At 48.3% G+C, this 13,857-nt stretch carries 8 protein-coding genes; 6 read left to right on the plus strand and 2 right to left on the minus strand.

The features are described 5' to 3' along the window. Positions 1–564: 564 nt before the first annotated feature. Both EOE67_RS09435 and EOE67_RS09440 read left to right on the plus strand, forming a co-directional pair. Complete coding sequence (locus EOE67_RS09435; RefSeq protein WP_127698841.1) at positions 565–1,329, plus strand: NF038120 family PEP-CTERM protein; 765 nt, start codon at positions 565–567, stop codon at positions 1,327–1,329. A 19-nt stretch (positions 1,330–1,348) separates the two neighbouring features. Continuing rightward, positions 1,349–4,492, plus strand: coding sequence for a S8 family serine peptidase (locus tag EOE67_RS09440; protein WP_127698842.1), 3,144 nt, complete (start codon positions 1,349–1,351; stop codon positions 4,490–4,492). A gap of 151 nt (positions 4,493–4,643) precedes the next feature. On the opposite strand, the gene EOE67_RS09445 is transcribed toward EOE67_RS09440, so the two are convergent. After that, on the minus strand, positions 4,644–7,277 hold the full coding sequence (locus tag EOE67_RS09445) for a TonB-dependent receptor plug domain-containing protein (protein ID WP_240652769.1): 2,634 nt from the start codon (positions 7,275–7,277) through the stop codon (positions 4,644–4,646). A gap of 652 nt (positions 7,278–7,929) precedes the next feature. On the opposite strand from EOE67_RS09445, the gene psrA reads away from it, so the two are divergent. From psrA to EOE67_RS09465, 4 genes are all read left to right on the plus strand, one after another. Next, on the plus strand, positions 7,930–8,562 hold the full coding sequence (psrA, locus tag EOE67_RS09450) for a TetR family transcriptional repressor PsrA (RefSeq protein ID WP_127698843.1): 633 nt from the start codon (positions 7,930–7,932) through the stop codon (positions 8,560–8,562). 77 nt (positions 8,563–8,639) lie between these two features. Next, complete coding sequence (locus EOE67_RS09455; protein ID WP_127698844.1) at positions 8,640–10,943, plus strand: acyl-CoA dehydrogenase; 2,304 nt, start codon at positions 8,640–8,642, stop codon at positions 10,941–10,943. Positions 10,944–11,149: 206 nt separating this feature from the next. After that, on the plus strand, positions 11,150–12,217 hold the full coding sequence (nagZ, locus tag EOE67_RS09460) for a beta-N-acetylhexosaminidase (RefSeq protein ID WP_240652770.1): 1,068 nt from the start codon (positions 11,150–11,152) through the stop codon (positions 12,215–12,217). A 37-nt stretch (positions 12,218–12,254) separates the two neighbouring features. After that, positions 12,255–12,761 carry a GNAT family N-acetyltransferase gene (locus tag EOE67_RS09465; RefSeq protein WP_127698845.1) on the plus strand — a complete coding sequence of 169 codons (507 nt, stop codon included), beginning with the start codon at positions 12,255–12,257 and terminating at the stop codon, positions 12,759–12,761. A gap of 82 nt (positions 12,762–12,843) precedes the next feature. On the opposite strand, the gene EOE67_RS09470 is transcribed toward EOE67_RS09465, so the two are convergent. Then, a complete protein-coding gene (locus EOE67_RS09470; RefSeq protein WP_127698846.1) occupies positions 12,844–13,848 on the minus strand; it encodes an extracellular catalytic domain type 2 short-chain-length polyhydroxyalkanoate depolymerase in 1,005 nt (334 codons plus the stop codon). Positions 13,849–13,857: the final 9 nt, after the last annotated feature.

The following is a 13,857-nucleotide window of genomic DNA, read 5'->3' on the forward strand; positions in this document are numbered from 1 at the left end:
ATTTGAGACCTTGAAGAAAACGGGCGCGTATTTTAAACGAAAGCAGCTGTACTCACCAGAGGTTGACGGAAAAAGACTAATCGCAAGCTAATGAAGGTTTCAAATGTTATTGAGTCTCGGGTCGGACTGCAACCCTAATGCGAGAAATCTGTTAACAAATGAACCTGTTTTAGGGTTTCAAGCTATTGGTTGTCGGTATTATTTACAGAAGTTTGGTGTAAATTATTGGTTGTTTTTTCAGCGTCACTATCCTGGCGGCGTAGCGCGAGTTGGTGGTATTGTATGTTTATGATGCTGATGTATCTATGAATATTGTGCTTGTTGCTAAGCGTTTATCCGGAGCGGTTAAGTTTTAAGTTGTTCGAAAATGTAATTCATTGCGTCAGAATAATTTACACTTTGATTTTGAAACCAGAATTTTACATCTGTCTTAGCCAGTGATGGTGCGGTAACTGAATGTAACAATTTGTTGGCAGGCATATTGCAAATGAACTTTTGAATGCCATCGCGGCAAATCACAAAAGCATTTAATGCTACTAATAATTCACAAAATCCGGGTAAATTATGACCATCAATCCAGCTCAAAATAGTCGGCCAAGCCGCCGCAAATTACCACTCGTAAAAACCTTAGCAACGCTGGCAACTGCCGCAGTTCTGTCAATGAGCCAGGCTCACGCCACTATCGTTGACATCGATTTTGAAGACTCAGCCTTTTCCGATGTCAGCCTGTTCGTCAACGGCGACACCGTAGAATACAAAAACGTATTATTTAAAACAGAAAGTTTGGACGACGGTTTATCAGGTGCGCTGATTGACGGTAGTGATCCATTTACTTTTTTCAATCTGGGTTTCCCAGGCAATAACATTTCTGCTTATTACGCCGCAGTAAACAACGGTTGGTTTTCGATCCAGCATAAAATCGCAGGTGCCGGTATTCGTCTGACCGGTCTGGATTTCAGCTTTATCGCGCCTTTGCCGGGCTTCCTTAATTTCACCGTAGGTCAGCTGGTCGTTGCCGGTCAGAAAGCCGATGGCAGCTTTAACTTTGCCTCCCGTGACTTCGCAGGCCAGGATGCTCAGGGTAACTGGCAGTTTGATACCTGGAACAGCATCAGCTCAGATCTGGGCGGCGGTAAGTTCACCAATATTTCGGTCCTTGCTTGTTTATACACAGACACCGGTGCTTGTGTATTTGTTGACAACAATCAGGCGCAATTTGCAGTTGATAATCTGGCCGTTGATGTTGCGGCGCCAGCTACTGTAGGTCTGTTTGCTCTCTCATTGGCAGGTCTGTTTGCTGCCAACCGTCGCCGTCAACAAGCCAAATAATAATTAAAAAGGAACTGTGATGAAATTATCTCAAATGTCGCTCGCCGTAGCGGCGGTACTCGCTGCTTCTTTCGCAGCACAAGCTTCAGAAGTACGTCGTCCGTACGTGGTGCAACTAGCCGCAGCGCCTGCTGCTTCTTATACCGGTGGTGTTGCTGGTTTTGCGGCTACTAAACCTGCTGCTGGTCAGAAACTCGATGTTGATGCTTCTGCTGTGCAAAATTATCTCGGTTATTTAGACCAGGTTCATTCAAATGTCTTGGCAGCAGTTCCAGCAGTGGAAGCCATCCATCAATTTAATCTGGTGTTTAACGGTTTCACTGCGATGCTGACTGACGCTGAAGTTCGCGCGCTGAAGAAAAACAGCAGCGTCGCACAAATTCAGGTCGATGAACCGCATGAATTAACCACCAACTATACGCCAGCCTTTCTGAGTCTGGACGCCGCTGACGGTATTTGGGCGAAAGCCGGTGGCCAGGGTGCTGCCGGTGAAGATATCATCATCGGTATTATCGACAGTGGTGTCTCTCCGGAAAACCCGGCTTTTGCTGATCGTGTTGATGCCGACGGCATCCCGACTTTTGATTTAGGCGCGACTCAGGTGTTTGGTCCGGCACCGGCAAAATGGAAAGGTGAATGTTCGCCTGGCGAAGGTTTCAGCTTAAGTAACTGTAATAACAAACTGATTGGTGCACAGTTCTTTGATGCAACCTATCGCTCAGTTGTGGCGCAAGGGTTGTATACCCCGCACTGGTCAGATTTTAAATCACCACGTGACAACGGTGGCCACGGTACTCACACAGCGACCACTGCCGGTGGTAATGCTAATGTCATGTCAAACGTGAATGGCGTCGCGATGGGCAAAGCTTCAGGTATCGCGCCGCGTGCCCGTATCGCAGCTTATAAAGTGTGCTGGAGTTACCAGGATCCAGCCAACGTCTTACTGCCGAAAAACTCCTGTTTTACCGGCGATAACGTTGCAGCCATTGAAAAAGCCGTCAAAGACGGTGTTGATGTACTGAACTATTCAATCAGCGGCAGCCAGACTTCCGTCAATGATGCCGTGGAACTTGCTTTCCTTGGTGCGACGAATGCGGGTGTGTTTGTTTCTGCTTCTGCCGGTAACAGTGGTCCAGGCAACGCTGTTGCTCACTTAGGCCCTTGGTTAACGACAGTGGGTGCTTCTACACATGACCGTTTTAATGCCGGTAACGTGATCCTCGGCAACGGCGCTTCTTATGAAGGTGGTTCGTTAAATGGTGCAGCTTTAGCTGCTTCGACCTTTATTCTGGCACGTGATGCGGCCAAAGAAGGTGCAAACCTGACCAACGCTGCTTTATGTTTCGGTAGTGCTGATGGTGTCAGCTTATTAGACCCATTAAAAGTTGCTGGCAAAGTGGTGGTTTGTGACCGCGGCAGCAATGTGTTAGTGAATAAATCTCAGGCGGTAAAAGAAACCGGCGGTATCGGTATTGTGATTGGTAACGTTCTGTTGACCAACAATACGATTACCTCGATTGACCATGGCATTCCTGCAGTACACATCGACAAAGTCAGTACCGATGCCGTCAAGGCCTATTTAGCGACTGAACCTGCGGCAACTCTGGCAATGAGCAAATTCGCTGCCAAAAAAGGTACTGTTGCAGCGCCTGTTATGGCCGCGTTTTCGTCACGGGGTCCAAACCGTGGGTATCCAAATATCCTGAAACCAGATTTAACCGCACCTGGTGTGGAAATCCTGGCTGGTTATACACCGACGCTAAACGAAGCGCAGCGCAATGATGTTGCCAATGGTGCAGCTGCACCTGCGGCCTGGAATTTCCTGCAGGGTACTTCAATGTCAAGCCCGCACATTGCTGGCTTAGGCGCACTGTTAAAACAACAATATCCGAACTGGACACCAGCGATGATCAAATCTGCGCTGATGACCACAGGGAGCATGACTTTTGCTGATGCGCAGCCAGGTCAGGCTGCAGGTCAGTTACCTTGGGCTCAGGGTGCTGGTCATGTAGTACCGAACAAAGCTGCGGTACCAGGTCTGGTGTATGATATTCAACCAGTTGATTATACACGCTATTTGTGTAGCATTAGCTTGCCAAGCATCCCACAGTCAACCTGTAATGCAGTGGGTAAGATCTCTGATGTGAACCTGAACCTGCCATCTATTACCTTGGCTAACGTGTTAGGTAAAACAACCGTCACGCGTACTGTGACCCATGTTGGTACTGGCACCGCAACTTACACTGCATCATCCAGCATTCCTGGTTTTAGCATTGATGTGGTTCCTGCAACGCTGACCTTAGCTCCAGGCCAATCAGCAAGCTTCACTGCAACGGTAACCCGTACCAGTGCCGCTTTAAACACCTGGGCCTTTGGTTCATTAAAATGGACTGACGGTGCAACAGTCGTGAGTGTTCCGGTATCTGCTAAAGGTACTGGTTTAGCTGCCGCAAGTGCGTTGTATAGCGAAAACGTGAAAGGCAACATTCTGTACACCGTTGGTACTGGTTTTGCCGGCGCCATGACATCTCAAGTGGGCGGCTTAAAAGCTGCGACTGTGAAGAGTCTGACCATCGGTCAAGCCACACCTGGTACAATTGAGACCTCAGCACAGTTAGCTGCAGCTTGTTTAAGTGGCGCTAAAGGTACTGTGTTACAAACGGTTGTTGCTCCAGCAAACACGCTGGTATTAAAAGCAGCAACTTATAATGCAGAAACCAGCGGTCACAGCATGCCTGGTGGTGACGACATTGACATGGTGTTAATGAATCCTGCCAATACGGTTGTTGCAACCAGCTTACGAGCCGGTTCAGATGAAGAAGTTCAGCTGATGACGCCAGCAGCAGGTACTTATAAGGTCTGTTTAGGTGGTTATGGTCTGGCAAGTGGCACCCAATCTGACTTTAATTTGTCAACCTGGGCAGTGACCACTGCTGATAAAGGCGGTAATTTCAAACTGGTGCTGCCAGGTTCTGCGACTATCGGTGGTTCAGCGACCACAGCGGTGAGCTGGTCAGGTCTGGCGACCGGTAAACGTTATATGGCGGCTATCCGTTATATCGTTGCGGGTTCAGTGCAAGGTACGACCTTGGTACGTGTCGAAACCAACGATCCGTTACCAGAAGTTACCCGCGTAAAACCTGTGGTCGTTGCTGCTAACTAAGCATCGGTCTTCATGAAAAAAACAGCAGCTTCGGCTGCTGTTTTGCTTTGGAGCCTCTCATGATGATGAATTTTTCGATGGTGGTTGCCAGTATATCCAATAAAAAAGAGGGCGCCAAAGCGCCCCCAAAGTTCCAGGTTTGGCAGAACGTTTAAAACTTGTAGGTGTAACGTAAGGTCCAGACACGGCCTAACCAGTCATGCACTGAACTGGCATAACCATTGGTGGGCGATGAAGCGTAAGGCGGCTCTTTATCGGTCAGATTGCGCACGGTAAATTGCACTTTGTTCTGGTCATTAAAGTGATAACCCAGGCTGGCGCTTAAGGTAAGCCAACTATCGACGGTGTCGTTATCAAATTTAAAATCACCGTCACCCAAGGAGCTGGTGTAATGCGCGGACAAACTGGCGTTCCAGTCGTTCAATGACCAATCCAGACCTGAGTCGGCCACAAATTCCGGACGGGCCGTTTCGCTGGCACCGCTCAGTTTCCCCAGTAAGTCTTCAGCCGGGTCATCTTTGGTTAACTGGCGCTCATAACTTAAGGTGCGGGTCGCAGCAAAATACGGTTTAAAATCACCAATCTCAGTGCTGAGCTTGTAATCGATTTTAATATCAACACCATCGGTGTCCTGGGCGCCGACGTTAAAAAAACCAGTCCGTAAAAATACCAGGTCGTTGCCGGCATCCATCACACAACCAAAGGCTCCGGCTAAAGCAGCTTCTGAAGTGACTTTTGGTGCCGAGCCATCAATACAGGCTTTAAGCGTGGTATTGGCATCAACATCAACAATATCGGTGTGCTGATAACGCCAATAGTCGACGGTCATGTTCAAATCTTCGGTCAGGTTCCAAGATAAACCGATGTTCATCGCTTCAGAATTTTCAGCGTCCAGTCCTTTGTTACCCAAAGTTTCCTGATCGTATTCCAGTTCACCGGTTGGGTTCCCAAACTCACCACACAAAGCACTAAAAGGCGTGCCCGCACCGCAATCGATATAGTTTGAACCTAAAGAAGTACCGGCACCCAGTTCAGATAATGAAGGTGCACGAAAACCGGTACTCCAACTGGCGCGCAAAATTAAATCATCAGTGGCACGGTAACGCAGCGACACTTTAGGATTAGCGTCACCACCAAAATCGCTGTAGTGGTCATAACGAATAGCAGTAATCGCATCGAGTTTTTCGGTCAGCGGAATATTAAACTCGCCATAAAAGGCATATTGGGTACGATCGGCGGCTGCATCACTGGCGCCTAAGGTGGTCACGCCGCCATTTTGGGCGATAAGAGCAGGGCGGTCGAAAATGTCTTCACTGCGGTATTCACCACCAAACACCGCTTTTATTGCGCCATTGTCTAAATCGTATACATCACCGGCAATATTAAAATCCCAGGAAAACACGTCAGATTCACCAACTCTTGGCGCAGCTTCACGTAAACCAGCAACGACCGAAGGATCAGTATCACGACCTAAGTTAAACGGATTAAAAGTGCCGTTCAGTGCCGCCGCGCGCATCCTATCGACACTGAAATAGCCAGAGGTGTGAATAACTTCGTTTTCAGATTTACCCACAGTGGCCGCGGTTTCCCAGGCCCAGTAATGGAGTTCACCACGAATGCCAGCTAACAAACGATAGCTGGTGGCATCGTACTCTTGGGTGCGGATTTCCGGATAACGTGAACGGACCCGGATATTATTGACGCTACCGTTTTTGGCATCTTCGGCTTTGGCCCAGGCCGGAATAGTCGCCAAATTGCCATTTAAAGTGTAGTCAAAAGATCCCGCTGAATCGTAAGCACCGCCGGTATTGGCCTGGTACATGGCTTCGGCAAAAAACTCTTTGTTGTCGCCCATGCGGTAGATGTGGTTCAGGGTGGTGCCAACGTTTTTGGTGTCGGGTTGAATGGCGCGTTCAATGACATAATCGTACTGACAGCGCGCGCCGCCGTTACTTCTGTTGCTGCCACACCAGAGCTCTGCGAAATCTTTGCCATCGATGGTGACCCGGGTCGACGATTTAAAAGTAACGTCGATTGGCCGGTCACTGTTCATTAATTTTTCGCGATCGTAATAATCAATGACTAAAGTGGTATTGCTGTTTTCGGTGGCAAAACCACCGGCGTAGGTCAGGTTGGTGCGGCCAAAATCGCTGGCAGCGGTATCATCACCGTACATGGCCGATAATTCATGGCCTTCAAAATCTTTACGCAAAATGAAGTTGATGACACCGGCGATCGCATCAGAGCCGTACACCGACGAGGCGCCATCGGTTAATACTTCGACCCGTTCAATCGCTGACATGGGGATGGCGTTGACGTTCACAAACGAGTCAAAGCCATTGGAAAATGAGTCAACCGCAACGCGGCGACCATTCACCAACACCAACGTCGAACTGGAACCCAGGCCGCGCAAGCTGACACCAGCTGCGCCTGGTGGCGTGCCGTCAGAGCCTGCGACATTGCCGTTGTCGGTAAAAGTACCGGCGCTGGAGGCTTGTGGTAAATCCTTTAAAAAGGACGACACGCTGTCGTAACCTTTTTTGATCAGGTCGTCTTTGGTGAACACTTGCAGTGGGTTCGCACCTTCCATATCAACGCCTTTTAAGCGTGAGCCGGTGACTTCAATTTTTTCGATACTTTTGGCTTTTAATTCTGCTTCAGTAGGTTCAGTTTGTTGGGCTATAACCGGTTGTACACCTGCCATCGCCAACAGCGTCGCTGCAAATAACCTGCTGTATTGGGTATTGATTTGAAAGTGCTTGTGCTTCATTTTTGCAAATTTCATAACATTCCTCAGGACTTATTCGTTGCCTTTTCGGCAATCTTGGGTGATTTAGCAAACAATCGAATAAGACACAGAGGGATCAAGATCCAGCGCTTTTGCGATCCTAAGTTGACACGCTCAGGACGATCGCAAAACGCAGCAAACACGCCATTTACGCAAAGAAATCAGCTGCGCAAACAAATCAGGCGTTAAGCAAGGATGTTGATGGACGTTAGTGCTCCAGAACCCTCTGCATCAGGCAAAGGGGGTGGCTAATTATTAAACCACTCGGACAGGTAATAAGGAGAGTAATAGTAAGAGCTAAGATTGGCAGCAAGCTTTTGCATCTTCTTCTCCTTATATCAGTTTAAACAGTGAAATCGGGGATTAGCTACGCTGTGTGACCACGAAAATATTAGCAGCAGCGCATGAACCAAAATTGTCTGTTTTGCTTTGTGTTGTCAAGTGAATTTTTCTAACGCATTTTAGCTCTATGAATTACATCAGTTTTTTATTGAGTATCCTGTTGCTGGCTTGGCCTAAAGAACGCATTTTTTAAGGTAATCCACTAAATCTAAGCTTGCGCACAGCAAACAGAATTTTGCTGCGCTATATTGACTTCATCCAGATTCAAACGTACATTTCAAACACTTGTTTAAATGTGCCAACTGATATGACCAGTAAACAAAATACCCAACAAAAAATTCTGGATGCTGCTGAGCGTTTATTCGCCGAAACTGGTTTTTCTGCGACGTCGCTGCGGCAAATTACCAGTATGGCGGAAGTGAATCTGGCGTCGGTCAATTATCACTTCGGTTCAAAAAAAGAGCTGATCCAGGCGGTGCTGCAGCGGTATTTGTCGTTGTTGATGCCAAGATTGGATCAGGAATTCACCCGCTTATTGGCGTCCCAACAACACAACGATCTGAGTAAAGTTCTGACGGTGTTTGTGATCCCACTGTTGGAGCTGAACAAAGTACAAAACCGCGGTACGACCTTGTTTTTACAGCTATTAGGCCGCGGTTACACCGATGTGCAAGGGCACTTGCGCTGGTTTTTTAATCATCATTATGGCCGGACACTGGATAAATTTGTGCTGTTGGTACAGCAAAGTTGTCCGACACTGCCGGCCAGTGAAATCTTCTGGCGGCTGCATTTTTCGCTTGGCACCATCGTCTTTACCATGGCGTCAAACGAAGCACTAAAAGATATCGCCGCTGCTGATTTTAACGAAATTGTGGAAATTGATGGGGTGATCAAAAGATTGATCCCTTATCTGGCGGCCGGGATCGCTGCACCAATATAAATAGCTGTAATGCTTGTTGTTTTTTAATAGAAAGTAATTGCTTGTCTGACTGTAACCTCTGAAAAAGGACCAACCTTATGTTTATTTTATTTTTACTGGTCATCGCTGTGGTGGTCATCCTGGCTGTACCGGATATCCGGCGCAATCTGGTCACCAAACCGATTTTTGGCATCTTTAAGAAAATTCTGCCGCCACTGTCAGACACTGAGCGTGAAGCAATGGAAGCAGGCGATGTGTGGTGGGATGGCGATTTATTCAAAGGTAAGCCGGATTGGGCAAAATTACATGCCATTCCAAAACCGCAATTATCCGCTGAAGAGCAGGCATTTTTAGACAACGAAGTCGAAACGCTGTTAAAAATGCTCGACGATTATAAAATCGTTAATGAAACCCGCGACTTACCGCAGCCAGTCTGGGATTACATCAAAGGCAACGGCTTTTTCGCGATGATCATTCCAAAATCATTTGGTGGTCGTGAATTTTCTGCTATCGCCAACTCGACCATTGTGTCCCGCATTGCCACCCGCAGCTTAACTGCAGCCGTTACCGTGATGGTGCCAAACTCGTTAGGCCCGGGCGAATTGTTAATGCATTACGGTACCCAAGAGCAAAAAGACCGTTGGTTACCAGGTCTGGCGGCCGGTACTGAAGTACCGTGTTTTGCGTTAACTGGCCCGGAAGCGGGTTCTGATGCCGGTGGTATTCCGGATACTGGTGTGGTGTGTAAAGGCCAATTCGAAGGCAACGAAGTGCTGGGCATTCGCCTGAATTGGGACAAGCGTTATATCACGCTGGCACCGGTCGCCACTGTGTTAGGTCTGGCATTTAAGCTGTCGGATCCGGATAAATTGATGGGCGACAAAGAAGAGCTTGGGATCACTTGTGCGCTTATTCCAACGTCACATCCTGGCGTGCAGATTGGTGACCGTCATTTCCCAATGAATATGGCGTTTATGAACGGGACGACTTACGGTGAAGACGTGTTTATTCCGCTGGATTGGATCATCGGTGGCCCATCGTTTGCTGGTCGTGGCTGGCGGATGCTGGTGGAATGTTTATCGGCAGGCCGTGGTATTTCGCTGCCAGCGCTTGGCACGGCAACCGGCCATTTAGCCACGCGGATGACCGGCGCTTATGCTTATGTGCGTCAGCAATTCGGTATGTCGATTGGTAAATTTGAAGGGGTGCAGGAATCGTTGGGCCGCATCGGTGGTTTAACCTATAGCCTGGAAGCGATGCGGGTGATGACTGCTGGCGCGATTGACTTAAAACTCAGCCCGTCCGTGGTCACTGCAATTGCGAAATATCATATGACCGAGATGTCGCGCACTTTACTCAATGATTCGTTTGATATTCACGCCGGTCGCGCTATTCAATGTGGTCCGAAAAACTATCTGGCGCATGGTTATATGGGCGTGCCGATTTCCATTACAGTGGAAGGTGCCAATATTTTAACCCGCAACCTGATGATCTTTGGCCAGGGTGCAACCCGTTGTCATCCATATGTATTAAAAGAATTAGAAGCGGCAGCCAATCCTGATGCCGAAGCTGGTTTAAAACAGTTTGATGAGTTGCTGTTAAAACACGTTGGTTTTGCGTTGGGGAATACCTTCGGTGCCTTGTTCCAGGGGTTAACTGTAGGCGCCTTTAATGGCTCGCCAGTTGGCGGTGAAACGGCTAAGTACTACAAGCAACTGAGCCGGATGAGTAAAGCCTTAGCCTTAAGCGCGGATTTTTCGATGCTGATGCTAGGCGGTGATTTAAAACGCAAAGAGATGTTGTCGGCGCGGTTGGGTGATGTGTTAAGTCACTTGTATATCGCCTCTGCAGTGCTGAAGTTTTATGAAGATAACGGTCGTCAGGTGGCAGATTTACCGTTCGTGCATTACAGCGTGCAACGCAACTTGTATGAAATTGGTCGTGCTTTTGCCGGTTTCTTCAGCAACTTCCCGAACCGTTTTGTCGCTGGTCTGCTGAAAACTTTGGTATTCCCGTTTGGTATTGGTTACCAGATGCCGGATGATGATGTGTCGATGCAAATTTCTGACGCCCTGTTAAAACCAAGCGTGATCCGCGACCGTTTAACGCATTTATGTTATATCGGCGAAGGCAAAGACGACCCAACAGGCTTAATGGAGCAGGCTTTTGCAGCGGTGCATAATGCACAGCCGCTGATGAAGAAAATCTTTGCTGCGCAAAAAGAAGGCAAAATTGCCCGCAAGTTACCACTGCAGCAAACCATCGCCAAAGCGCTGGAATTGCAGGTGTTAACCGACAGTGAAGCCAAACAGTTGGATGAAATGAATGCACTGCGCTTTGATGCGATTAGTGTGGATAGTTTTAAACCAGGTGAACTGGAAGGGATGGCGCTGAAGGGTTAATCGCAATACTTTTCACATTCGCTTTGTATTATACAAAACCAGCTACGGCTGGTTTTGTTGTTTTCAGAGCTTTTACCAGATTCCGGTTTTTTTGTGGCAGCGCATGCGGTAAAGTAAAGGTCTTATTAGCATTCACTGATCTGCGGCTATTCCACCTTTTCCTGAAGTTGCAGTCGTTTAATTTAATCACAAGAGAATCCAATTCCATGATCGGCTCCGTTATGCTGGACCTGGCAGGTCCAGAAATTACTGCAGAAGAAAAAGAATTATTAGCGCATCCAGCCGTCGGCGGGGTGATTTATTTCACCCGCAATTATCACGATAAAGCGCAGCTCAAAGAGCTGGTCCGGCAAACCCGGGCGGCCAGTAAACAACCGTTATTACTAGCGGTTGACCACGAAGGCGGGCGGGTACAACGCTTTCGGCCTGAATTTACTTTAATTCCGGCGATGGGGCAGATTTGGCCAGGCGCGCAGCAACATTTACCCACCGCAGAAAGTTTCGCCACTGAAATGGCCTGGTTGATGGCGGTGGAAGTGTTGGCGCAGAACATCGATATTTCGTTTGCACCGGTGGCTGACATTTGGGGCGCTTGTGATGTGATCCGTAACCGGGCCTTTCACAGTGATCCTGCCAAAGTCGTCGCACTGGTCAATGCGTTTGCCAAGGGCATGCATGAAGCAGGTATGAAAACTACCGGTAAACATTTTCCAGGTCACGGCAGCGTGAAAGAAGATTCACATTTGGTGTTGCCGGTGGATAGGCGCAGCAAAGCCGACATCGAGCAGTTAGATTTAACGGTATTTCGCCAATTACAGCAGCTGAAAGCGCTGGACGCAGTGATGCCGGCGCATGTGGTGTATCCGGCTTTTTGCGATAAAGCTGCTGGTTTTTCAAGTTATTGGTTACAAACAGTATTGCGTGGCGAAATGCAATTTGATGGGGTAATTTTCTCTGACGATTTAGGTATGAAAGGTGCGCATCAGGCCGGTTCTTATCAGCAGCGCGCCGAAGCTGCGTTTAGCGCTGGTTGCGATATGGTGCTGGTCTGTAACGACCGTGCCGGTGCTATTGAAGTGCTGGATACACTGCCACAGACGCAATGGCAACATAGTAGTGAGCGTTTAGGCCGGTTAAAGCATAAAACCCACATCACTGATGCGATGTTAGCGCAAAGTCCACGCTATAAAGCAGCGGTGGAACTGGCGGCCAGATTAAAAGCAGTTGAATTAACCGGTGGGGTCAGTGCCGCAGGTATTGTTGAGCGCTCGTAACTTAGTTGCATTTAATTTTTGAGATAGAAGCAAATTTATGATTGAAACGACGATTGAAGGGCTGAGTTTACGTTTAGCCACCGCCAACGATGTGCCACAAATTTTGCAGTTTATTCAGGCGTTGGCTGAGTATGAAAAGCTATCTGATCAAGTGGTTGCGAATGAAGAAAAGCTGCGGGCGACGTTATTTGGCGACAAGCCATTTGCCGAAGTGGTCATGGCCGATTATCAGGGACAGGCGGCCGGTTTTGCGTTGTTTTTCCACAACTATTCGACCTTTTTGGCCAAACCAGGCATGTATCTGGAAGACTTGTTTGTGGATCCAAACCTCCGTGGTAAAGGCATTGGCAAAGCGCTTATCACCTTTTTAGCCAAGCTGGCGGTTGAACGGGATTGTGGCCGTTTGGAATGGTCGGTGCTGGACTGGAATCAACCGGCAATCGATTTTTATCAGTCGCTTGGTGCCGTGATGTTGCACGATTGGCGGATCAACCGGGTAACCGGTGACACCTTAACCAATATGGCCAAGCTGTTCCCAGGCTAACCTAATAAAAAAGGGGGGGAGCTAATTGCTTGATAAATAAACAATTAGCTTAGCCCCTTTTTGCTTTTTAACGCGAATTGAATTAACGCGACAAGGCATCAATTAATTGTTTGACTGCCGCCATTTGTGGCCCTTGTTTGGTCGCGTAATGTTCACCGCTATAACCCCACCAATCCCAACAACCATTTGGATTAAACGGCGCCATCGCGCTTTTATCGGTTTGTGGATAAAGCACTACCAGCTGATTGGTGTCAGCATATTCGTTTAAACCCGTACCCCGGGCATAAGCGTCACCGACAGCGCCGGCATATTGTTTACAGCCGTGAAAACTTACATGTAACCGGCATTGTTGGCCTTCACTACAGCTTTTGGGTACGTAGAGATAACCGGTTTCTGCCAGTTGGCCTTTCGCGACTGCGGCAAGATGATGTTGATTAATCTGCAGTAATTCGCCGCTGGCGCTGGCTGCCTTGGGTTTCAACGGGGGTAATAAATAACCCAGCAGCAAACCAGCTGCATCATATTGACAATTGCCTAAAAACGGTGCTTCTGACACCAGACAATCGCTGCCTTTGTTACCATCGGTCGGGAAATGGTGGGCGACATTTTGATCGTTGATGTACTTAATATTACCGGCATCCAGCAACGTCTGATATTGCGCTGTTAACGCATCACTGACCACAGCCGCGACTGTGGCGTCTTTAGTGCCGTGAAACAGCCACACTTTATCGTCTTTCAGGTTATTTACATCATCAATGGCACCGGCTTGTTGTTGCGCCTGCAGGTAGCGAGTTGCGCCGACTAAATCAGGTTTGCTATCGGCTTTATTCAGACAATGTGCAAAGGCAACCGTCAGGCTATTGGCGGCGCAATACACCGGACCTGCAGCGATAATGGCGGCGCCTTGTACTTGGCTGGAATATGCCAGATGAAACTGTGCCGCCATATAACCACCGGATGATAAGCCGGACACAGTGATCTCAGGTGCTAGTTTTAGCTTTGGCAGATCAGTCGCCGATGCTGCCGGTGTCACACTCAGGGTGACGGCGTATAAAGCGGCTGCTACGCCGGAAGAAAGATGATCCATAAAAACTCC

This window comes from Rheinheimera riviphila (genome assembly GCF_004005945.1).
GTDB classification, from domain to species: Bacteria; Pseudomonadota; Gammaproteobacteria; order Enterobacterales; family Alteromonadaceae; genus Pararheinheimera; species Pararheinheimera riviphila.